The 23,538-nt window shown below is 39.5% G+C and carries 23 protein-coding genes; 11 read left to right on the plus strand and 12 right to left on the minus strand.

What is annotated here, in order from left to right:
- Position 1: 1 nt before the first annotated feature.
- Together MMO38_RS03960 and MMO38_RS03965 are read left to right on the plus strand one after the other, a co-directional pair.
- Positions 2-721 (plus strand): MgtC/SapB family protein, encoded by a 720-nt coding sequence (locus tag MMO38_RS03960; RefSeq protein WP_241322639.1) that lies wholly within the window; start codon positions 2-4, stop codon positions 719-721.
- Positions 722-834: 113 nt separating this feature from the next.
- The gene (locus tag MMO38_RS03965; protein WP_004671618.1) at positions 835-2,667 is read left to right on the plus strand and encodes a monovalent cation:proton antiporter-2 (CPA2) family protein; all 1,833 of its coding nucleotides are present in this window, start codon (positions 835-837) and stop codon (positions 2,665-2,667) included.
- A 43-nt stretch (positions 2,668-2,710) separates the two neighbouring features.
- Here the strand turns inward: MMO38_RS03965 and MMO38_RS03970 are convergent, their stop codons facing one another.
- The 4 genes from MMO38_RS03970 to MMO38_RS03985 form a co-directional block, all read right to left on the minus strand.
- Positions 2,711-3,883 carry a benzoate/H(+) symporter BenE family transporter gene (locus MMO38_RS03970; protein WP_241322640.1) on the minus strand — a complete coding sequence of 391 codons (1,173 nt, stop codon included), beginning with the start codon at positions 3,881-3,883 and terminating at the stop codon, positions 2,711-2,713.
- A gap of 152 nt (positions 3,884-4,035) precedes the next feature.
- The gene (gene leuE, locus MMO38_RS03975; protein WP_241322641.1) at positions 4,036-4,686 is read right to left on the minus strand and encodes a leucine efflux protein LeuE; all 651 of its coding nucleotides are present in this window, start codon (positions 4,684-4,686) and stop codon (positions 4,036-4,038) included.
- Positions 4,687-4,758: 72 nt separating this feature from the next.
- Positions 4,759-5,748 carry a transaldolase gene (gene tal, locus MMO38_RS03980; protein WP_005196659.1) on the minus strand — a complete coding sequence of 330 codons (990 nt, stop codon included), beginning with the start codon at positions 5,746-5,748 and terminating at the stop codon, positions 4,759-4,761.
- A 111-nt stretch (positions 5,749-5,859) separates the two neighbouring features.
- Entirely contained in the window at positions 5,860-6,750 is an 891-nt protein-coding gene (locus MMO38_RS03985; protein ID WP_241322642.1) for a LysR family transcriptional regulator, read from the minus strand.
- Positions 6,751-6,855: 105 nt separating this feature from the next.
- On the opposite strand from MMO38_RS03985, the gene aceI reads away from it, so the two are divergent.
- The 6 genes from aceI to MMO38_RS04015 all read left to right on the plus strand — a co-directional run bounded on the left by aceI (position 6,856) and on the right by MMO38_RS04015 (position 14,144).
- Complete coding sequence (gene aceI / locus MMO38_RS03990) at positions 6,856-7,287, plus strand: chlorhexidine efflux PACE transporter AceI (RefSeq protein WP_005196664.1); 432 nt, start codon at positions 6,856-6,858, stop codon at positions 7,285-7,287.
- 192 nt (positions 7,288-7,479) lie between these two features.
- Positions 7,480-7,875 carry a tautomerase family protein gene (locus MMO38_RS03995; RefSeq protein WP_241322643.1) on the plus strand — a complete coding sequence of 132 codons (396 nt, stop codon included), beginning with the start codon at positions 7,480-7,482 and terminating at the stop codon, positions 7,873-7,875.
- Between the two features lie 50 nt (positions 7,876-7,925).
- Positions 7,926-8,426: a hypothetical protein gene (locus MMO38_RS04000; RefSeq protein WP_241322644.1), complete on the plus strand. Its 501-nt coding sequence runs from the start codon at positions 7,926-7,928 to the stop codon at positions 8,424-8,426.
- A gap of 137 nt (positions 8,427-8,563) precedes the next feature.
- Positions 8,564-12,025, plus strand: a complete 3,462-nt coding sequence (mfd, locus tag MMO38_RS04005) for a transcription-repair coupling factor (RefSeq protein ID WP_241322645.1) — start codon at positions 8,564-8,566, stop codon at positions 12,023-12,025.
- 194 nt (positions 12,026-12,219) lie between these two features.
- On the plus strand, positions 12,220-12,654 hold the full coding sequence (locus MMO38_RS04010) for an HIT domain-containing protein (RefSeq protein WP_004671603.1): 435 nt from the start codon (positions 12,220-12,222) through the stop codon (positions 12,652-12,654).
- Between the two features lie 50 nt (positions 12,655-12,704).
- Positions 12,705-14,144 carry an adenylate/guanylate cyclase domain-containing protein gene (locus MMO38_RS04015; protein WP_005197351.1) on the plus strand — a complete coding sequence of 480 codons (1,440 nt, stop codon included), beginning with the start codon at positions 12,705-12,707 and terminating at the stop codon, positions 14,142-14,144.
- Between the two features lie 96 nt (positions 14,145-14,240).
- Here MMO38_RS04015 and fdx read toward each other — a convergent pair whose 3' ends face one another.
- From fdx to MMO38_RS04055, 8 genes are all read right to left on the minus strand, one after another.
- Positions 14,241-14,579, minus strand: a complete 339-nt coding sequence (gene fdx, locus MMO38_RS04020; protein WP_005197350.1) for an ISC system 2Fe-2S type ferredoxin — start codon at positions 14,577-14,579, stop codon at positions 14,241-14,243.
- 17 nt (positions 14,580-14,596) lie between these two features.
- Positions 14,597-16,456: a Fe-S protein assembly chaperone HscA gene (hscA, locus tag MMO38_RS04025; protein WP_241322646.1), complete on the minus strand. Its 1,860-nt coding sequence runs from the start codon at positions 16,454-16,456 to the stop codon at positions 14,597-14,599.
- Between the two features lie 38 nt (positions 16,457-16,494).
- Positions 16,495-17,013, minus strand: coding sequence for a Fe-S protein assembly co-chaperone HscB (gene hscB / locus MMO38_RS04030; protein ID WP_004671593.1), 519 nt, complete (start codon positions 17,011-17,013; stop codon positions 16,495-16,497).
- A gap of 84 nt (positions 17,014-17,097) precedes the next feature.
- On the minus strand, positions 17,098-17,418 hold the full coding sequence (gene iscA, locus MMO38_RS04035) for an iron-sulfur cluster assembly protein IscA (RefSeq protein WP_004671592.1): 321 nt from the start codon (positions 17,416-17,418) through the stop codon (positions 17,098-17,100).
- A gap of 29 nt (positions 17,419-17,447) precedes the next feature.
- A complete protein-coding gene (gene iscU, locus MMO38_RS04040; RefSeq protein WP_004671591.1) occupies positions 17,448-17,834 on the minus strand; it encodes a Fe-S cluster assembly scaffold IscU in 387 nt (128 codons plus the stop codon).
- Between the two features lie 79 nt (positions 17,835-17,913).
- Positions 17,914-19,131: an IscS subfamily cysteine desulfurase gene (locus MMO38_RS04045; protein WP_004671590.1), complete on the minus strand. Its 1,218-nt coding sequence runs from the start codon at positions 19,129-19,131 to the stop codon at positions 17,914-17,916.
- Position 19,132: 1 nt separating this feature from the next.
- Positions 19,133-19,606 (minus strand): Rrf2 family transcriptional regulator, encoded by a 474-nt coding sequence (locus MMO38_RS04050; protein ID WP_004671589.1) that lies wholly within the window; start codon positions 19,604-19,606, stop codon positions 19,133-19,135.
- A gap of 108 nt (positions 19,607-19,714) precedes the next feature.
- Complete coding sequence (locus MMO38_RS04055; protein WP_241322647.1) at positions 19,715-20,362, minus strand: hypothetical protein; 648 nt, start codon at positions 20,360-20,362, stop codon at positions 19,715-19,717.
- A 206-nt stretch (positions 20,363-20,568) separates the two neighbouring features.
- Between MMO38_RS04055 and MMO38_RS04060 the strand changes: the two genes are divergently transcribed.
- The 3 genes from MMO38_RS04060 to MMO38_RS04070 all read left to right on the plus strand — a co-directional run bounded on the left by MMO38_RS04060 (position 20,569) and on the right by MMO38_RS04070 (position 23,476).
- Positions 20,569-21,024 (plus strand): phasin family protein, encoded by a 456-nt coding sequence (locus tag MMO38_RS04060; RefSeq protein WP_004671587.1) that lies wholly within the window; start codon positions 20,569-20,571, stop codon positions 21,022-21,024.
- A 168-nt stretch (positions 21,025-21,192) separates the two neighbouring features.
- Entirely contained in the window at positions 21,193-21,465 is a 273-nt protein-coding gene (locus tag MMO38_RS04065; protein WP_004639426.1) for an HU family DNA-binding protein, read from the plus strand.
- 139 nt (positions 21,466-21,604) lie between these two features.
- Positions 21,605-23,476 (plus strand): SurA N-terminal domain-containing protein, encoded by a 1,872-nt coding sequence (locus MMO38_RS04070; RefSeq protein ID WP_241322648.1) that lies wholly within the window; start codon positions 21,605-21,607, stop codon positions 23,474-23,476.
- Positions 23,477-23,538 lie beyond the last annotated feature (62 nt).

Genomic DNA, 23,538 nt, shown 5'->3' on the forward strand with positions numbered 1-23,538 from the left:
AATGCAATTAAAATTTCTACAAAATATTGATTTGATCAATACCGTTGATACGCTAATTAGTCTCAGCGTTGCCTTTATTTTGGGCGCACTCATCGGTTTTGAAAGACAATATCGCCAACGGACCGCAGGATTAAGAACCAATGTGCTGGTTGCTGTGGGTGCTGCAATCTTTGTCGATATTGCAATCAATTTAACTGGTGCAGATGGGGCAGTTCGAGTGATTGCTTACGTGGTATCCGGTATCGGCTTTTTGGGTGCAGGTGTGATTATGCGTCAAGAAGGAAACATCCATGGATTAAACACAGCCGCAACTTTATGGTGTTCGGCAGCTGTGGGAGCTTCTGCGGGTTCAGACCTAATCATAGAAGCAATCTTGGCGACATTATTTATCTTGGCAGCAAATACGTTGTTGAGACCCATCGTGCATGCAATTGATCGTCGCCCATTGGATGATGAAACGGAAGTGCTGCATGTGATCTATATTGTTTGTGACCGCAGTCATAGTAAAGTGGTGATGGATGAACTAAATTCGACGCTTAAACATCATAATTACCCGGCTAAAGACATTGATGTTACGCCATTTGGTGAAAAAGAAGTGGAGATAGAAGTGACGTTGATTGCTACCTCAATCGAGGCAGAGGAGGCACAACACATCATCAATCATTTGAATGCGATGCCACAAATACGCCAAGCTTTTTGGGATAAGAATGCAACCGACTAAGAACATTGGTGGGTGTCTATGCCAACAAATAGGATGCATTATCCTATAAATGCGCTATCCGTCTTTTATTCTTTCAAATAGAATGAAATCAAATTGATAACAATGAGAACAGTATGAGTTCAGAAGCTGATTCAATAAGTTTAATTGCTCCCGTCGTTTTATTGGCTGCGGCAGTGATAGCTGTGCCCATTTTTAAACGCATCGGACTGGGTTCGGTATTAGGTTATCTCATTGCTGGTTTGATTATTGGGCCATTTGGTTTTGCATTTTTTCATGAATCCACATCCATCTTGCATATCGCTGAGTTGGGGATTGTGATGTATCTCTTCGTGATTGGTCTGGAAATGCAACCCTCACATTTGTGGAGTCTAAGGCGAGAAATCTTTGGTTTGGGAACCTTGCAAATCATAGTGAGTGCTTTGGCTTTAACTGGCGTGGGCATTCTATTTGGATTTACATGGCAAATTGCTTTTATTGCAGCAGCAGGTTTTGTACTGACCTCAACCGCCATCGTAATGCAATTGCTTGGTGATCGCGGTGACATTGCTCAACCGCGGGGGCAAAAGGTTGTTTCCATATTATTATTTGAAGATCTGCTCATCGTTCCATTATTGGCCATAATTGCATTTATGGCACCCAATCATGTGGTGGAAACAACTTCAGCACGATTAGAAACCATTGGTATTGGTTTGATTGCGATAGCTGGTCTTATTGCAGCAGGTTATTGGTTACTCAATCCGTTATTTAGACTCTTGGCGGCAGCAAAAGCAAGAGAAGTGATGACAGCCGCAGCGCTTTTGGTGGTATTGGGCGCGGCATTGTTGATGCAAGTGAGTGGCTTATCTATGGCGATGGGTGCTTTTCTCGCGGGTGTACTTTTATCCGAATCAACTTTTCGACATCAAATTGAGGCAGATATTGAGCCGTTCCGAGGGTTGTTACTGGGGCTCTTTTTCCTCGGTGTAGGGATGTCGCTGGACTTATCTGTCGTCGCACAGAATTGGCAGCTCATCATTAGTGGCGTTTTAGCCATGATGTTTGTAAAAGCACTGATGATTTATATCGTTGCGCGTGTCACGAAAAGTTCTCATATCGATGCTTTGGATCGTGCTTTACTCATGGCTCAAGGTGGTGAGTTTGCGTTTGTACTATTTGCTGCGGCCGTCAGTGCTCAAGTCATTGATAATACAATTAGGTCAAACCTTACCGCGATTGTGGTACTTTCAATGGTACTCACGCCTATTTTTGGTATTATTTTCAAACGATTTACAGAGAAAAAAGATACGATTTCTCTGGAAAACGTCAATATTGCAGAAGGTCTAAGTGGTAGCGTCTTGATGATTGGATTTGGTCGTTTTGGTCAGGTTGCCAGTCAGTTATTATTAGCCAGAGGCGTTGATGTCACTATTATTGACAACGATATTGATATGATTCAAAACGCAGAGAAATTTGGTTTTAAAATCTATTATGGCGATGGTGCACGTTTAGATATTTTACATGCCTCGGGTGCTAAAAATGCACAAGCTATTGTGGTGTGTGTGGATAGTAAGGCAACAACCAATAAAATCGTCGAATTGGTGGGGCATGAATTTCCACTTGCAAAACTACTTGTGAGATCTTATGACCGTGAACATTCGTTGTATTTGGTCAAACAGAAAGTCGATTATATGGTCCGTGAAACCTTTGAATCAGCCATTAAGTTTGGTGGGGTGATTTTAAAAGAGTTAGGTGTTGATCAGGATGAAGTGAAACGTATTAGCAATGAAATCCGTGATCGTGATGATGAGCGTTTTGAAACAGAAATAGCCGCAGATGATGTTTATGCTGGGGCTGGTTTACAATACACCCATGCACATCCACGACCTACAGAACCACTGCTTCGACCAAAGCAGGCTGGGCGAATTTTAAATGATGAAGAAACCCAAAAAGAGTTAGAAGATAAATAACCTTAAAGATTTATCCTCTGGACAGCATAAGCCTTAGTTTTGACTAAGGCTTATTTTTAAATCTAAATAATATTAAGACAAAAAGGCCCAGAATAAGTCCCCAAAATGCAGAACCGACACCAAGAAACTGTACACCAGAAGCACTACACAAAAAGGTCAGTAATGCAGCTTCACGTTCTTCTACGTTGGAAAAAGCAACTGCAATGTTATGGCTAATGGTGGCAAATAATGCAATGCCAGCAAGTGCCACAATAAAGATTTGTGGAAATGACATGAGTAGGCTGACTAAAGTCGCCGCAAAAAGCCCCATGAAAATATAAAATATACCGCAACTGATTCCCGCAATATAGCGTTTGCTTGGATCGGGATGAACTTGATCATCTAAACTCACTGCTGCACTAATCGCGGCTAAATTTACCGAAAAACAGCCAAAAGGTGCAAAAATGGTATGCGCAACACCTGTCCAGCCCACGAGTTGATTGACGTGAGGGTGATAACCATAGCTTTTAATCATGGCGATGCCGGGTAAATTTTGTGAAGTCATATTGATCACAAATAATGGAAGTGCTAAACCAAGAACGGCAGACCATGAAAATGCGGGTTGCATCCATACAGGTTGAGTCAAAGACCATGTAATCGGTTGGAGTTGAAAATCAATAAACAGGGGGCAAATCGCTGCACCTAAAAGCACAGTCAATACAATGCTATAGCGTTGAAATAAGCGCTTAGAGACAAGATAAATCGCCAACATACTGAGAATAAAACCTAGATGGCTTTCTAGACTACTAAAGATTTGAATACCAAACTTTAATAGAATCCCTGCAAGCATGGCACAGGTTAGACTGGTTGGGATATGTGCCAATAACCTTTGAAAAACACCTGAAAATCCAACAATTGCAATTGCAATCCCGCAGATGACAAACGCACCGATGGCTTCATAAAGATCATAATGTCCTGTAGAGGCAATGATGAGTGCGATACCGGGGGTCGACCATGCAGTAGCAACAGGATATTTATATTTCCAAGAGAGGATTAAACCTGAAAGTCCAATCGCTAAACCGAGAGCCCAGAACCATGAACTGATTTGTGCCGTGTTCGCACCTAAAGATTGAGCACCTTGAATGACGAGAACAGCCGAAACACTAATACCAATCAAAAAGGTGATAAAGCCAGCAAATACCGCAGGGATCGAAAAATCTTGAATTAGGCGTTGCATTATATGCATCTATACTTGATTAAAATTTGTTGAAAAGTATATCGTTAATATGGCTTAAATCGTAGTTCAAAGATGATTGAATAAATTGATGATTCGGTTAAAACAGATGGGGATGAAACATCATGAGCTACTTTCTTGCCGTAAATTCTAGATCAGGACAAGGTTGAAGTTGCGAGCCTTAAGCCAAAGCCGAAGAATAAAATCCCGACCAAAAATACACCACCTGCCGCGAGTTTATAATTATGCTTGAAAAAACCAGCTAATTTTATGCCTGAAAAAATAAGTGCAGTTAGATAACTAAAGCTGACGATTTGTAAAATCAATGCCAGTACCAAGAAACTCAACATTGGATAGGGATAATTTGGCTCAACGAATTGCACAAAGAACGATAGGAAAAATAGAATTGCTTTGGGGTTCAATAAACTAATGCTAAGCGCGGTTCGATAGGGATGCACTTTATCTAATTGCGGTAAATCAGCCATTTCTGCGTGTTGTGGCGGTTTCTTCCACGTTTGATAAGCACTTTGTAGCAATTTGAAACCCAAATAAGCGAGATAACAAGCGCCTGTTATTTTGAGAATAACAAACAGAATCGGGAACGCTTTTAATAAAGATGCCGCACCTAAAACAGTACAAATAATTAAAATAAAATCGCCAGTAAATACGCCACAAGCAGCAGCGTAACCTGTACGTATTCCATAGCGTGAGGCAACAGACATCACATAGACGGAGTTCGGGCCCGGTAATAAAATGATTAAGATTGTACCAATAATATATGTGGTTAAATCTGTGATACCGAACACACTGAACTCTTAAAAAACCGATTTTCACTAATATAGCAAAAATCGGTTTTTAATAGGTGAAAAATCAGCTAATTATGGGGTGATTTCAGCATCAATACCAAAAGATTGACGGAGTAACAAACTCAATTGGTTTCGCGCTTTAATAAAGCCATCAATGCCACCTTGGAGGAGCTGAAATGCCATTAAATCATGTTCGAGTTCGGCTTTAAAACTTTCTTTGGTTTGAGCGGTACGTTCGATTTTTTCAGCCTGTTGTGCTGAAGTCGTAGAGAGTTGAGCTTCAACAATATGTTGATCTTGTTCTAATTGATTTAATAGATTTGGAGCAATGGTCAATAAATCACAACCTGCTAAGCCAAGCACTTGGGCTGTGCTGCGGAAACTCGCTCCCATGACTTGAGTTGAGATGCCATGTTGTTTGTAGTAGTTATAAATTTTCTTAACCGATAAGACACCAGGATCTTTTTCGATAGGATATTGATCCACGCCTTCGGCTTTTTTATACCAATCTAAAATACGACCTACGAAAGGTGAGATCAAAGTCACTTTTGCATCAGCACAAGCTTGTGCTTGATGTAAGCCAAACAATAAAGTCAGGTTACACGGAATTCCTTCGGCTTCAAGCACCTTAGCGGCTTGAATGCCTTCCCAAGTTGAAGCAATTTTAATGAGGATACGTGATTGTTCAATTCCATATTCCTTATAGAGTTTGGAAAGTTCACGTGCTTTAGCAATCGTTGCTTCTGTATCATAAGACAGTAAGGCATCAACCTCAGTTGAAACACGACCATCAATTAATTTTAAAATTTCAACGCCAAATTTGACTGTTAAAATATCAATGGTACGTTCAATTAACGCATCACTTTGATAACCTTCTTGTTTTGCTTGTGCATAAGCATCTTCAATCAGTTCTTTGCTTTCTGGCTGTTCAGCCGCCGCAGTAATCAGTGATGGATTTGTTGTTGCGTCTAATGGACGAAATTTTTCAATTGCTTCCAGATCACTACTATCTGCGACAACAGTCGTTAAATTCTTTAATTGGTCTAATGCGGTTTGAGTCATTGATATAACGTTCTTTCTTAAACAATATTATGGGTAACTTCATTTATAACACAATCCACAGCAAAGCAAAGCACCGCATTTTAGAGAAATGTTGAGGGTCTGTTGAGCAAGTTATTTCATTTGTTGACGTTGATTCCGGATATGCTCAATTAGAAACCGTGCGGCAGCGCCTAACTCACTTTCACGACTCCAAACGAGATCAACGTAGTATTCAAATTTTGGACTAAAATCATATAGCTTCAAAATTTTCAGCTTCTTTTTTAATTCAGGATTTTCATTAAACATTTCTAAAGGCAGAACGCCCCAACCTAGATTTCGGACAATCATCATACAAGCGGAATGATGGTTGTCAGTACGCCAATAGTCTTTGGAAAAGAGTAGTTCAGGTTTGATGTTCTTATCACGACTTGCAACAACGATTTGGCGTGTCTGTACCATTTGTTCGAATGACACTTGCTCAAGTTGTGCCAAAGGATGATTTTCAGCAATTACAGGAACTAAAGCTTCTCGTTTTAGTTCAACAAACTGTTCACGACTGTCTAAATGTTCTCGTTCAAACATTAGAGCTAATTTTGCCGATTGGTCGAGCAACATTTGCAGTGCATCTTCTTGCGGAGCAGAAACAATGTTAATCGCAAGGCTAGGGAACTGTTGCTCAAGTAGCGTGATGTAATCTGTCCAATTAGTATGTAATAGCTCTGACACGACGACAATATTTAAAGTCGATTCTAATCCTGTACTAAGTGCATAGGCATGCTGTTTCCATTGATTCATTTCAATCAAAAGTTGTTGTGTTTTTTCGTAGAGGACGATTGCTTCTGCTGTTGGGATTGGCTCGCGTCCAATACGATCAAATAAATTAAGATTGAGATCTATCTCTAGATTTGCAATCGACATACTCACTGCTGAAGGTACTTTACCTAATTTACGGGCAGCGGCGGAAAATGAACCTGTTTCCATGACGGTTTGAAACATGAGGAGTTGTTCTTGATTTATATTCATTGCTCAAAGATACTCATCTATCAAAAAAACTGAAAGAATCTGATTGGATTGATCAACATTATAAAAATAAAATGAGCCGTATCCAAACAATAGAGTGTTTTAAAAATGTTGATTTCCAAAAGAAGACTCATTCATGCGATTGTCTATGAAGTGATTTTATTGGTCATCATCGCAATTGCGTTAAGTTTTATTTTTAGCATGCCGTTAGAAGTTACGGGTGTTTTAGGTACGATCATGGCTGTGATTTCCGTATTTTGGAATATGGTTTTTAACCATTATTTTGAAAAGGTTGAATATAAATATCAGTGGGAAAGAACGATTCCAGTCCGTATTTTACATGCGATTGGCTTTGAGGGCGGTTTGATGCTCGCAACAATTCCAATTATTGCCTATATGATGCATATGAGCTTCATTGATGCATTAATCTTAGATTTTGGTTTGACCATGTGTATCTTGGTTTATACTTTTATCTTCCAGTGGTGTTATGACTCAGTAGAGGGGCGTTTCTTCCCAAATGCGAAGTTAGCCGCGCAATAATGATTGATAAAAAAGCATTCTCTAGATATTTTAGAGCGTGCTTTTTTATTGTTAAAAAATAAAAAAATTGTTGTGATTCAATTAAAATTTGATAGCTTTGGAATTATATAGTTAATCAAATTCAGTAATTTTTTATCAGTACAGTGGAAATATAAATTATTTATTAGTGAAAGATCTTCAGGAGAATAAAAAATGCCAAGTGTGGTGATTGAAGTTAGACAGAAATATTCCATAGAAGTCGAGCTTGGGATCATGGAGGCAGTACATTCTGCTTTAAGAGAAGCATTTAAAATTATGCCAAATGATCGAAATTTACGTTTAGTCGTGCATGATGCACATCGTTTTCAGTGTCCGCCTGAAAGGGAAAAACCAGAATTTTTCACACTTATTACTATTGATTGTTTTGTAGGTCGTTCTCTAGAAACCAAACGTTTACTTTATAAAACGATTGTCAATAATCTAGAGCCATTTGGTGTGCCCAAAGATCATATCATGATAATACTTCGAGAAATTCCAGCAGATAATTTTGGAATTCGTGGCGGTCAGGCTGCTTGTGATGTCGATCTAGGTTTCAATGTTGATGTATAAAATTAAGATGGCTTAACATTCATTAGAATATCTGATAAAGAGACAGTTCCATGAAATTGAAAGAGCTTTTTATTGAAATCTATTACGACGAATATTCTAAAGGAGTGAACTTAAAAAAAATTAATAAATATATAGAAAATAATGAAATTTTCGATGTAGATTTTTTTGAACTTCTTGATGGCGCAATTGATCATGAGGCTATATTGCTTCAATTGATACAGAAGGGTGATCCTAATTTTTCAGTTAATTCATTTGAAGCCGAAATTTTGACTGCTCGGTATTTTTTAGATGTTTTATATCACTATAAAATTGGTCTTATACAGCCTCTTAGGTTGTGTCAAATTTTTAGCAAGATAGAAACAAGTTTTTTGAGTGCTTCAAGAAATCTTGAGGAAAGGGTTGTGTACTACCCAGAATGGATAAGTGGTTTATATGATGCATGTGACTGGTGTGATGAAACTTGGAATGTTAATAATTCACCTCATCTTTCAGTGGCAGTAGACCAGCAAATTAATATCATTAAAGATTGGTTGTCCACCCGTACTATTTAATGCACTCAAGCATATTATATCTAAAATAGCCTAAGCAATTTTAAATCTAGTGAATGAAAGTCCGAAAATTCACTTACGCTAAAAAAACATCATGCTAAAATAAGCCACTTGTCATTATAAATTGCACGATTTTCTCTATGTTTCAGCAAGAAATTTCTCAATTAAATCTACAACAACTCAAAGCTGGCGAAAAACGCTGGATTGGTTCACTACTTGGGTCTTCGGCAGCACTATTATTTAAAGAAATCGCGATCCAAAGTTCGAATCTATATGTGATTGTAACGAGGAATAATCAGCATCTTGCGCAGTTAGAAAGTGAACTCGAATTTTATGGCATAAAACCAATCATTTTCCCAGACTGGGAAATTTTACCCTATGACCGATTGTCTCCGCATCAGGATATTGTTTCAGAACGATTGGCGATTTTATCCAACATGCCACAAAAAGGCATTTTACTTGTATCAGCCAGTACCTTAGCACAACGTGTCGCGCCTTATTCATGGGTGGTCGGTGAACACTTTGATATAAAAGTGGGACAAAAACTAGATTTAGAGGTGCAAAAGAAGCAACTGGTACAGGCGGGTTATCGTTTAGTCGATACTGTCTATGACCATGGTGAGTTTGCTGTTCGAGGCAGCATCATGGATATTTTTGCGTCTGGACAAGAACAACCGATTCGAATAGATCTATTCGATGATGAAATTGAAAGCCTAAAATTCTTTGATCCTGAAACCCAAAGAACAACAGAATCTTTAAAAAACTTCACAGTTTTACCTGCAAAAGAATTTCCTTTAAAAGAAGGGCGCTCTACTTTTAGAGATCGTTATGCGGAAAGTTTTCCGACGGCTAATCCGAAGAAAAATCCCATTTATCAAGATGTACTAGAGGGGATTGCAACGCCAGGATTGGAGTTCTACCTACCATTGTTTTTTGATAAAAAGACAATGGAAGCACAAAGTATGTTAATGACGTACTTACCAAAGAATTGCATTGTCATTACAAATAATGAAATTGAAGATGAGTTAATCAACTTTTGGAAAGAAGTCGTACGCCGTTACGAAGATCGTCGTCACAATATTGATCAACCGATTCTTCCACCTGAAGAATTATTTTTGATGCCAAACCATGTTTTACAGGCATTGAATCAACTTCCACGCATTATTGCGTCTGCTGCTGCTTTTGAGAACAAAGCTGGCGTACTCAACTTAGCAGCTGAGCAACCTACTCAACTTGCAGTTGAACCAAAAAAAGAGCAGCCCTTTGAAGCCGTCAAACGCTATGTAGATCAAAGTAATCATCCTGTTTTATTGGTGGCTGAAAGTGCGGGTCGTCGTGAAACCTTAAAAGATGCCTTACGTTCTGCCTTGGGTGAGATTACGACCGTAGACAGTTTTGCTCAATTCCAAAAAGAAAAATTACGTGTTGCGATTACCAATGCACCTTTGGATCGTGGGTTATTGTTAACGGATCAACTGACTGTTATTTCAGAAAATCAGTTATACGAACACCGTGTCGTACAACGTCGCCGTAAGCGTCAACAAGAAGTTTCTGAAGAATTTTTAGTTCGTAGTTTGACTGAGTTAAATATTGGCGCGCCTGTTGTACATATTGATCATGGTGTGGGGCGTTATGCAGGATTAATTACACTTGAAATTGATCGACAGGATCATGAGTTCTTACAACTTGATTATGCCGATAGTGCAAAAATTTATGTACCCGTCACCAATTTACATTTAATCAGTCGTTATAGCGGTGGTGATCCAGATCTTGCACCTTTACATAAAATTGGTACAGATACGTGGAGCAAAGCCAAACGCAAAGCTTTAGAGCAGATTCATGATGTAGCTGCTGAGTTGTTACATATTCAGGCTCGTCGTCAAGCTAAACCGGGCTTTGCATTTGAGCTAGATCAAATGGCGTATATGCAATTTTCCAGTGGTTTTGCCTACGAAGAGACCTTGGATCAAGCCAATGCCATTGATGCCACATTGCATGATATGCAACTGGCTAAACCGATGGATCGGCTGGTGTGCGGTGATGTCGGTTTTGGTAAAACTGAAGTCGCGATGCGAGCGGCCTTTGTTGCTGTTCAAAATGGCAAACAAGTTGCTGTACTTGTACCAACGACTTTATTGGCACAACAGCATTTTGAATCATTTAAGGATCGCTTTGCCGATACCGCCGTCAGAATTGAGGTTTTATCTCGTTTTGGCAGTAACAAAACTCACTTAAAAATCATCGAAGATTTGGCGGATGGTAAAGTCGATATCGTGGTGGGAACACATAAGATTCTACAAGAAAATATCCAATTTAATAATCTAGGTTTGATGATTGTGGATGAAGAACACCGTTTTGGTGTTCGAGACAAAGAGCGAATCAAAGCTTTACGTGCTGATGTTGATATGCTGACTTTAACGGCAACGCCTATTCCTCGAACGCTTAACATGGCTTTCTCTGGTATGCGTGATTTGTCAATTATTGCCACACCTCCGGCACGTCGCCTAGCAGTCAAAACTTTTGTACAAGAACATACCGATGACTCGATCAAAGAAGCAATTTTACGTGAGTTGTTACGTGGTGGTCAGGTCTATCTTCTGCACAATGAAGTGGAAAGTATTGAGCGAGCCGCAGAAACCATACGTACTTTAGTACCCGAAGCACGAGTCGCCGTTGCACATGGACAGATGCGCGAGCGTGAACTTGAGCAAGTGATGCAGCAGTTTTATCACAAAGAATATAACGTTTTAGTTTGCTCGACGATTATTGAAACAGGGATTGATGTTCCAAATGCCAATACGATTATTATTGAGCGTGCTGATAAGTTAGGTTTGGCGCAGCTACACCAACTAAGAGGGCGTGTTGGTCGTTCGCATCATCAGGCTTATGCTTATTTGCTTGTGCCTTCGTTGAAGCACTTAAAAGGCGATGCAGAAAAACGTCTGGATGCGATTCAGCGTGCCTCAACTTTGGGTGCGGGTTTTATGCTGGCGACAGAGGATTTGGAAATCCGCGGTGCGGGTGAACTTCTCGGTGAACAGCAAAGTGGTTCAATGCATGCCATTGGATATAGTTTGTATATGGAAATGCTAGAAAAAGCGACCAAAGCGATTCAGAAAGGTAAAACGCCAAACTTTGATGCACCGTTGTCCTTGACCGCTGAGATTAATCTGCATATGCCAGCGCTCATCCCAGATGACTATTTAGGGGATGTGCATCAACGCTTACTGTTCTATAAACGCATTAGTAATACGGATACACAGGAAAAGCTGGATAATATCCGCATGGAGTTAATTGATCGTTTTGGCATTCCACCACAACCTGTTAAACAACTCTTTAGTGTTCATCAAGTCCGTTTGAGCGCGGAACAACTTGGAATTACTAAAGTTGATATCAATAGCAATGGGGGCTATGTTGAATTTTCACCTGATACCCCAGTACAAGCGGTCAGCATTATTCAATTAATGCAGAAAAATCCAACTTATTATCGGATGGAAGGTGGTCAACGCCTGAAAATTATGGTGCAGCTTGCTGAATATGATAAGCGTATTCAGTTCATTATGGATTTATTGAATAAATTATTAAATGAAATGAATAGCTAGAATCAAATCATGATTTGTTGGTTAATTGATCAAGTTTGTTTTTTTGTAGGCTAAGCAGATTTCTTGGATTAAAACCTTATGCAATAAATGAGGAAAATCATTGTTATTTGTAATCAAATAGCCTACTTAGAATATTCACATCAGAACTGATGTGGTAGTATTGATCATCATTATTCTGCATCATTTATAAAGATATGTTTAGTTTGCATCCCCAACTTGCTCAAGATACATTTTTTGTAGGCGATTTCCCGCTTTCAACATGTCGTTTAATGAATGATATGCAATTTCCTTGGTTAATTCTTGTGCCACGCGTACCAGGAATTACAGAGTTATATGAACTCAGCCAAGCAGATCAGGAACAGTTTTTGCGTGAATCAAGCTGGTTATCTAGCCAACTTTCGCGTGTATTCCGTGCGGATAAAATGAATGTTGCCGCGTTAGGCAATGTTGTACCTCAATTGCATTTTCATCATGTTGTACGTTATCAAAACGATGTTGCATGGCCTAAACCAGTATGGGGAAATCCAGCAGTCCCTTATAGCAATGATGTACTCGCGCATATGCGCCAAACATTGATGCTTGCACTACGTGGACAAGGCGATATGCCATTCGATTGGCGCATGGACTGATCTAAAAAATAGAAGAAAAATAGTATTCTATAATAAGAAAGGAGGATAGAGTGTCGCTAGACAGGTTGATTGATAAAGAACCTAGACAGTTCGCTTACTTTCATCGTTTGATGGGATATTCGATTCTGTCACTAATTTTGGTAATTTATACATTTACCTCATCGAGTGCTAACTATCAACTTTATATCCTCCCTTTATTATTGATTTATTTTTTATTTTGTCCACGACTCGAAAAATGGCTGCAATATAAATACGATAAAAAAACTGAAAAAAATGTGTATTTCGCCAATGAGGCGATCATCGTCTCCATCGTTCTCGCTGCACTTCATCTAAGTTTAGTTCCAACCTTTGTTATTATTTTTGCCTTATTATATGTTGGATTGAACAATAGAATTTCTTTACCGATTGCTTGTCTGATCGGACTTATCGGTGTCATTACATTTTATTTTAGTACCTTTTTTATATTTGGAGCGGAACAATATTTTGAGCCGACCAATCCAGAACTGACCGTGGTGAGTTTGCTGGGTTTAATGGTCTTTATCGTCATTGGAAATTATTACCAGCATCGTCGATTGAGTGTCTTGGGTCAACAACGCCAGCATTACCATAATCAAATGACCCGCTATATTGCTTTTGCAAATCAGTTAAGTCGCTACGCGCCATTACAACTGTGGCAGTCGATTATGCGCGGTGAAGCTGAAGCAAAAATTGAATACAAGCGTAAAAAACTCACCATTTTCTTCTCTGATATACAAGGTTTTACTGAGCTATCTGAAACGCTTATTCCAGATGATTTGGCTTTTTTACTCAATGACTATTTGAGTCATATGACTGAAATCGCAAAACAATATGAAGCGACTGTCGATAAGTTTATGGGAGATGCCATTCTCATTTTCTTTGGAGATCCAAACTCGCAGGGTACAGAACAAGATGCAAAATCTTGTGTGGAAATGGCAATTGCGATGCGTCAACAAATGAAACTGTTGCGTGAGCGGTGGAAGAAAATGGGCTATCCAGCGCTGCATATCCGCATGGGAATTAGTACGGGCTATTGTCACGTAGGCAATTATGGCGCATCGCATCGTATGGCATATACCATCGTCGGGCGCGATGTGAATTTAGCATCACGATTACAATCTGCCGCAGAAGTGGACGAGATACTCATTGCCGATGACACACATCAACTCATCAAAAGTGAATTTTTGTGCGTGCCTAAAGTTCCGATCTACTTAAAAGGGATTCAAGGACCTGTTAAAACTTGGCAAGTGATGGAGAAGTTTACAGGCAAGAAATCTGATACACAAAAATGGTTCGATTATGATTATAAGGGTTTCCATTTGGTCTTGAACCTAGAGGAAGTCCAAAACTATGAATATCCTGAGTTGGTTGAGATTTTAGAAACCATGATTGAGCGCATTCAGACGCATCAAAAAATTACCAATGCGCAGGGTGTTCCGAAGCTCACATTAGATGATGAAGTTAAGCAATAAGCACTAAACGATCATATTTTATTTTTCATTACAGAATAAAAAATCCTCTTTTAAATTGATTAAAAGAGGATTTTTTTAAATCATTAAGCAATAAACTTAATGATTTTCCGAAGCATGGTTGATGGTGTATTTAGGAATCTCAATTTCTAAATCTTCATCAACGATGACTACTTGGCAAGATAGGCGTGAATCTGGCTCAAGACCCCATGCACGATCGAGCAAATCGGCTTCTACATCATCCATTTCTTCAAGGCTATCAAAACCTTTACGAACAACGACGTGGCAAGTCGTACAAGCACTTGACATATCACAAGCATGCTCAATTTTAATACCTTGCTTGAGTAAGCTCTTGCATAAATTGGCATTGTGTTCGACTTCAAATTCAGCACCTTCAGGGCAGATTTGAGCGTGAGGGAGCACTTTAATACGTGGCATATTGATCACCTATACCGTTAGTTTGAGTTTGACCAATCTTCAAGTTTTGTACCCTTTAAGGCATGGTCAATATGTCGGTTCATACGAAGTGCAGCGAATGCATCACTATGAATTTTAAGTTGTTGAACAGCATTTTCGATCGCTTCGAGTTCATTGGTTTCAAGGCGAACTTTCAAGGCTTCGGCTGCGAGGATTAGATCACGCGCTTGTTGCTGCGTTAATAAATCCGTATCTGCTTTTAAAGCCTGTTCTAAAGCTTCTAGCTCACGCTGTGCTTCAACTTTGGTTTCTTGCAAATGACGAAGTTGTTTATCTTCCTCAGCATGTTGGAAACCTTCGATAAGTAAGCGTTCAGTATCCGTTGATGACAAACCATAAGATGGTTTGATGTCGATTTTAGCTTGAACGCCAGAAGTCGTTTCTTTTGCGGATACCGTGAGAAGTCCATCAGCATCCACTTGGAACGTCACCTCAATGCGAGCTTGTCCAGCAGTCATCGGTGGAATGCCATGTAAAACAAAACGTCCTAATGAACGACAGTGTTCTACCAAATCACGCTCGCCTTGAACCACATGAATCAACATTGCTGTTTGACCATCTTGATAGGTCGTGAACTCTTGACGACGAGCCACTGGAATCGCAGTGTTACGTGAGATTAAGCGTTCAACTAAGCCACCCATGGTTTCTAAGCCAAGCGAAAGTGGGGTTACATCGAGAAGTAGCGAGCCGTCCTGACTATTTCCAATCAGTTGATTAGCTGTAATCGATGCACCAATTGCAACGACTTCATCTGGATTTATCGTACACAATGGTTCACGTTCAAATAATTCAGCGACTGCTTTTTTAACAGCATAAGAGCGTGTTGAACCACCAACTAAGACTACATTTTCAATATCGTCTAATTTAAGTTTTGCATCACGTAAAACGCGCTTACATACGCTTATGGTTTTATCGAGTGCAACTTGAATGATTGATTCAAAAGTTGTGCGGTCTAGCGTCAGGCGGTCATCTAATAGTTTTAATTCAGCAGATTCGTGATCTGTTAAATATTCTTTTGCTTGGCGAGCGGCAACAATAAAAACGGCATATTCTTCATCATTGAGTGTCTCAATATTGAGTTGTTTCTTGGCCCATTTCACGATGAGACGGTCTAGATCATCACCGCCAAGCGCAGTGTGTCCACCAGTTGCCAATACTTCAAATACACCTTGCGAAAAACGCAAAATAGACACGTCAAATGTACCGCCACCTAAATCATAAATGACGTAGTTACGATCTGTGCTCAGATTGGTTTCTTGGTCAAGACCGTAAGCAACCGCAGCAGCAGTTGGCTCATTCAACAAGCGTAATACATTTAACCCTGCAAGTTGGGCTGCATCACGTGTTGCTTGACGTTGTGCTTCATCGAAATAAGCAGGAACAGTAATGACCGCACCATTGACTGGATTATTTAGGCTTGCTTCCGCACGTTCTTTGAGCTTTTGTAAAATCTCAGCAGAAATCTCAACAGGGGTTTTACGGCCCGCAGGTGTTTCAAATGCTGGCATTTCATTTTCAGCACCAACAAGTGTGTAAGGATGTTGGAATTTAATATCGGATTGTGAACGGCCCATAAATCGTTTAACAGAAACGATCGTGTGCTTTGGATCGGTCATCATAAATGGCTTGGCTTCATAACCAAACGTTGTTGTATCCTTTGCATAATGAACAATAGAAGGTAATAACACTCTATTTTTTTCATCTTGTAGAACTTTCGGTTTTCCCGATAGCACTGTCGCCACTAAAGAGTGGGTTGTCCCTAAGTCAATGCCAATCGCAATACGGTGCTGATGCGGGGCAGTAGATTGACCAGGTTCAGCAATTTGCAAAAGTGCCATGCGTGAGTTATCCCTTGAAAATAATCGGTTAAAGCGGACTAAAAATCATCGTCTAAATCGAAGCTATCTTCTGCATCGAACATGCGATCTTCAGCTTTATCAATATCATTCATAACGCGTTGGAAGAAACGTAGCTTACGTACGGTATCGCGTGCTTCAGCCCAGTCTTCTTCTGCGTAATCGATTTTAAACTCGCGCACTAAGCTATCAATCCACTGTTGAATATCTATTTTTAAGGTGTGGAGTTGATCTGTCGATGTTGCTTCATCGAGTTGCTCACGCATTTCCAGTGCAGATTGCAAGAACTCAAAATCATTGATGGATTGATCAAGATGATGATCTTGTTTTTTTAAGCCAAGCAAATACGCAGCGCGGCTATCAACATGTGATAACACTTTATACGCTTGATTGATGTCACTGGACTTGATCAAAGCTTGATCTTTATCACTGGTCTTGTCTGGATGATATTGCTGTTGCAAACTTAAAAACTGTTTTTTTAAAGCTGCTAAATCTATATCGAGTGCTTCGGGTAATAAGAACAGCTCAAAATGATTCATGGGAGATGAATTCCGCTATTGTTAAATACGTTAAAACAGTGCGGAACACACTGTTTTGACGAGAAGAAAGAAAGGAGCGTGGAATTAAACAGTAAAGGATTCACCGCAGCCACATTCACCTTTTTGATTTGGGTTGCTAAATTCAAAGCCTTCATTTAAGCCGTTTTTCACGTAGTCCATTTCTAGACCATCGAGATAAACTAAGCTTTTAGGGTCGACAAAAACTTTAACACCAGATTGTTCGAAAATTTGATCATGTGTGTCTATGTCATCAACAAATTCGAGCACATAAGCCAAGCCGGAACAACCTGAAGTTTTCACACCAACACGAATGCCCTCACCTTTACCTCGATTTTGAAGGTAATTGCTGATATGAGCTGCAGCATTTTCAGTTAAATGGATCATGAAAACTCCAATGTTTGATCGGTCATCAATTAAGCTTTAACTTTTTTGCCGCGATAATCTTCAATCGCAGCTTTAATCGCATCTTCAGCCAATACAGAACAGTGTACTTTTACTGGTGGAAGTGCTAACTCAGTAGCAATATCAATATTTTTGATTGCTTGAGCTTGATCTAGCGTCTTGCCTTTTAACCATTCGGTTACAAGGGAGCTTGATGCAATTGCAGAACCACAGCCATAAGTCTTAAAGCGCGCTTCTTCAATAACACCATTGTCATCGACTTGAATTTGTAGACGCATGACATCGCCGCACGCTGGTGCGCCAACCATACCTGTACCTACATTTTCAGCATTTTTATCTAAAACACCAACATTACGAGGATTTTCGTAATGATCAATTACCTTTTCACTATAAGCCATGTCGCTTCTCCAAACCTCGGGGTCAGCCTAATATTAATATGAGGGTTAAAACACGTTTTTCAATTGTATGTTCAATGAATTAGTGTTCAGCCCACTCAACTGTTGAAAGATCAATACCTTCTTTATACATATCCCAAAGCGGAGAAAGTTCACGCAATTTCTCAACAGCAGCTTTGGTAATTGTTAACACGTGGTCGATATCTGCTTCAGTTGTGTACTTGCCAAAACTAAAACGGATAGAACTATGTGCTAACTCATCAGATAAACCTAAAGCACGTAAAACGTATGATGGTTCTAGTGTTGCAGAGGTACAAGCAGAACCACTTGAAACCGCTGCATCTTTTAGTGCCATCATTAGGGATTCACCTTCAACAAAGTTGAAGCTGACATTTAAATAATTTGCAACGCTTTGAGTCTGGTGGCCATTTAAAAACACTTGTTCAAGGTCTTGTAAGCCATTCCATAACTTGTCACGTAGCTGACGAATACGCGTTTGTTCTGCTTGCAGGTTTTTGCCCGCAATTTCAAAAGCTTCACCCATACCCACAATTTGATGTGTCGCTAGAGTGCCCGAACGCATACCGCGCTCATGACCGCCACCGTGCACTTGTGCTTTAAGGCGAACACGTGGACTACGGCGAACGAAGAGTGCGCCAATACCTTTAGGACCATAAATTTTGTGTGCTGAGAAACTCATTAAATCGATTTTCATGGTTGAAAGATCAATTTCAACTTTACCTGCTGCTTGAGCGGCATCAACATGGAAAAAGGTTTTGTTGGCACGTGTCAATTCACCGATCGCAGCAACGTCTGTTACTGTACCAATTTCGTTATTGACCATCATTAATGAAACAAGAATCGTATCTGGGCGCAATGCAGCCTGAACCATTTCAGGAGTAATTAAACCCGTACGTGGTTCTGGTTCTAAATAGGTGATTTCAAAACCTTGTTCTTCAAGTTCACGACAAGGATCTAACACTGCTTTGTGTTCGATTTTACTTGTGATGATGTGTTTGCCTCTTGAACCGTAAAATTGGGCAATCCCTTTTAGAGCCAAGTTGTCTGATTCAGTTGCACCTGAAGTCCAAACGATTTCGCGTGGATCTGCTTTGATTAGATTCGCAACTTGCTCACGTGCATATTCAGCTTTTTCTTCAGCTTGCCAACCATAAGCATGCGAACGTGAAGCAGGGTTACCGAAAGACCCTTCGAAGGTTAAGCATTCCATCATACGTTCCGCAACTTCAGGAAGTACGGGAGTGGTTGCTGCGTAATCAAGATAAATTGGACGTTTCATGTCAAATACCTGTAACCGATAGAAGGGCTGAATCTAAACTTACTGAATTTTGGCGGACTGCAACGGTTTGCACGTTGTCACGAGCGATTAGATCGGCAAGAGTGATTTTTGCAAGATAATCGGCAATATGGTGGGAGAGTTCTTGCCATAAGTCATGCGTTAAACACATTGCACCATTTTGGCAGTTACCTTTATGGTCGCAACGTGTCGCATCGACAGTTTCATTTACAGCTTCAATAATTGCTAGTACTGTGATTTCACTTGCTTTTCGGGCAAGGTGATATCCGCCATTTGCACCACGAACGCTTGAAACTAAGCCGTGTCGTTTGAGTTTTGCGAATAACTGTTCTAGATAAGCGACTGAGATGGATTGACGATTTGCTATTTCAGCAAGCGTGATCGTTTGTTCAGTTGGCTGCAAAGCTAAATCAAGTAGAGCAGTCACTGCGTAACGACCGCGAGTAGTAAGGCGCATGATTCGATACACATGGTTAGACTAGATGTCTAAATTTTATGAATTCCGACTAAAATAGTCAAGTTTTTTAATTGCCATTGTGCAGGTGAAAAGTAAATTAACTTGGATTTATTGTATCCACGCATTATAAACAAAAAAAGCAATAAAAATAAAGCTCAATACAGCGAAGCCGAGATTGATCAAACGTTGCCGTTTTTGTAGACGGAGAATACGATTTTGATGTTGCTTTACCTCTACAAGTAATGTGTTGATTTCGGAACGTTGTTGATCAATTTTGTCGAGTAATGGAGCAATACGATGCTGCGACGCAATTGTATCTGCATCATCACCAAAGCTGTTCAACCATTGTTTCCAGTTAACCAATATGCTCGATAAAGTGAAATGAGGAACTAAATCGGTAAATTGTTCAGCGAGCGTTGCATCGCCTAAAATACGCATATTGTTAATACTACGTTGATTGTTAAACACAAAGATTTTAATAAGATCGATAAGTGTGCTATTAATTTCTAAATCTACTTTTCGATCGAGTGCTTTCATATCAAACAACAGGCCTTTTTCTGTGAATTGAATATAAAAGTCAAAGAAAGGAATGTAGCTGTTAATACGAATCGTAATTTTTTGATCAATTAACTTTTTTGCTTGCAAGCGTAGTGCAGCATCATGTGTGAGGATGAAAGAGAAAAAAGTTTCTAAAACAATGATGACAATGTTTAGCAACAAATGTGGGTGTTTATGTCTTTGTTGCGTATCACGCATAAGTCTCTTTTTCCTTACCAGTTAGTCCAAAAAACAAAGCCTGTAAACTTGAGTATCCTTACTCAACTGTTAAAAACAATTTACACGACTATATTGCTTTGTAGAACAGTTTTTTAAAACGATCAAGTCCTAATTTTGATATTATAAAAACATTTTTATGGTTAAATACGACATGTTGTTTGTAAAGTGCTTAGGAGTAATGGTTCATGGATAAGGCAAGTAGAGAAAATGTGAGTGAAGAAACAGAGGCAGGAACTAAGCTAAAATCAAAGAGTTCCAAGAAATCGGCACTCGATTTTAAAAAATACACACAACAAATTTGGCTAGCAGGTTTAGGGGCTTTTTCTCGCGCTGAGGAAGAAGGAAATAAATTATTCGACTCATTGGTTAAAGTTGGCGAAGAGTTGGAGTCAAAGACAGTAGATTTTGCTGACAATACTGTAGGTAAGGTTACAGAAAAAGCAAAAGAGTCTGTCACGGATACCAAAGATAAGGTTGAAAAGATTTTAGATAGTGGGGTGAATCACTCTTTAAATCGAATTGGATTAGTGACGCCGAAGGATCTTCAGCATATCGAACAGTTATTGGTGCAACTACATATTAAAGTCGACGCTTTAATCGAAGAAAATGATCAACTTAAGGCTAAATTGAATAAAAAGTAAAAAAATTGCGAGCAACTCGTCCGTTTATGTCGTATTTCGGTATTTATTTTAATTAAAAGGTCTTTCTAGTATTGCGTTCTCCCCTAAAGCATTGCTATAAAGGCTGCATGGCCTTTTAAACTATAGCCTTGGATCTTAACAAACGATATTAAGAGGATATTTTTTATCATGAATAAATCAGAATTAATTGATGCGATCGCTGAAAAAGGGGGAGTGTCTAAGTCGGATGCTGGTAAGGCACTTGACGCGACAATCGCATCAATCACTGAAGCACTTAAAAAAGGTGATACGGTTACTTTAGTTGGTTTCGGTACTTTTAGCGTAAAAGAACGAGCTGCACGTACTGGTCGTAATCCTAAAACTGGTGAAGAGCTTCAAATCAAAGCAAGCAAAGTACCTAGCTTCAAAGCTGGTAAGGGTTTAAAAGATTCGGTTGCGTAATCTTTCTAAATCAATAAACGCACCATTTTGGGTGCGTTTTTTATTTATCGAATGAAAAAATTAATTTGATCCTCATTCGGCATTCATTCACTTTGGTTTTTCAGTTAAAATTGCCCCGAAATAAAATATTGGAATACTTATGGAATCATTTCGTACAGTCATTAAGGGTTGGCTTGGCAAAGTCCTATTAGTTTTGTTTTTGACCCCTTTAGCACTTGTAGGTATTGAAGGATATTTTAGTGGCGGCAATAGAGTAGATGTTGCCAAATCGGTAAATGGTCAGGATATTTCTAAGAAAGAATTAGAAAGTGCGATCAAAAATTATAAAGATCAATATTTATCTTTGGTTCAGGGCGATGAGTCACTGTTAAATCTTCCTGTTATTCAGGAAAAAGCATTAGATGCACTTGTTGCACGTAGTTTGTTGTCGCAACAAGCAGATAAATTAGGTATCTCTTTAAGTGATGTGCAGCTTGAGCAAATGTTGGCTCAACAGCCTGGTTTTCAGGAAAATGGAAAATTTTCTCAACAATTATACGAAAACTATTTACGCTCTGCTGGCATGACCAATCAGGGCTTGATCGCGAGTCTGCGCCAAGATCATGCTTTGAAGATGGTTTCATCAACGCTGATGGAGTATGCATTGGTCAGTCAGTCTGATTTGCAGCAATTAGCAAATCTGCAAACAGAACAGCGCACATTGCATTTAGCAAGTATCAAATTAGATGACTACAAGAAAGGGGTAACAGCGACAAACCAAGAAATCACTGATTACTACAACAAGCATAAAAATGAATTTAAGCAAGTTGCAAGTGTTGATGTGGATTATGTGGTTCTAAGTCCAGCGTTGCTTCCTCAAGCAAATCTAGCAGTAACAGAGGCAGATTTAAAACAAGCTTATGCAGCATTTGTGGAAAAACAACAAAAAGATGTAAAGCGTGAAGTTAAGCATATCTTGATTACTGCTGATGAGCGCGGTGATGCTGCTGCTCAAAAGCTTGCGAATGACGTTTATGCCAAAATCCAAGCAGGGATGACATTTGCGCAAGCAGCGGCACAATTCTCTGATGACCCTAGCTCAAAAGGGCAAGGTGGTTTGGTTGAAGCTTATGCGCCTGGTGCTTTCTCAGCTGATTTTGACAGTGCTGTAAATGGCTTGAAAAATGGACAAATTTCTAAACCTGTAAAAACGCAGTATGGTTACCATATTATTGAGACAAATGCACCAGAAGCAAACATTCCATCGTTTGAATCTGAAAAAGCACGTTTAACCGCAGAAGTTGAAAAAACTAAGATTGCTAACTTGTTTAGTGACACGGTCAATAACCTAAATGAAATGGTTGTAGGCGGTGACTCTTTAGATGTGGTTGCGCAAGAGGTTAAGGGTGCGCGTATTCAATCTGCTAAAACAGTGACTTTAGCAACACAAGATCCAGTGTTAAGTGATTTAAGTGTTAAAGCAAAACTGTTTAGTGATGATGTGAAAAATGGTGATCGAAATGCATCATCTAGTATCCAATTGGCGAATGGGGATAGTATTTGGATCAAAGTTCGTGATTATCATCCAGCAGGTACGAAACCTTTGACGCAGGTCACAGCAGAAGTGAAGGCGAAAGTGATTGAAGAGAAGGCTTATAAAGCAGCCCAAGCAAAAGTTGCGACAACCTTAGCTGACTTTAAGACTCAATCGGCTGCCAAAGTGATTGCAAAATCACAAGTGACTTTTGAAAATGCAGGTACATTTGCACGCTCTCAAGGCTTGAAACGTGCGATTGAGCGTGCTGCTTTTAGTCTTGCAGCACCAAGCAAAGACGGGATGTGGTCTGCAACGGCGACGAAGCTACCAAACGAGCTGGTGATTGTCGCGGTTTCAAAAGTTGATAGCAGTATAGCAAGTGGTTTGCCAGCAGAAGAGTTGAAAGAGTTGAAACAGCTTTATCAGCAGTTCCGCGGACAACAAATTTTGGATGACTATACTGAATATTTAAAATCGCAAGCGGAAATCAAATAAGTTTGATTGAAGTAAAAAAGCCAGTTTTAAGAAAACTGGCTTTTTTTATGCAGTGATGAAAA

Source organism: Acinetobacter sp. NIPH 1852 (genome assembly GCF_022549455.1).
Taxonomy (GTDB): domain Bacteria; phylum Pseudomonadota; class Gammaproteobacteria; order Pseudomonadales; family Moraxellaceae; genus Acinetobacter.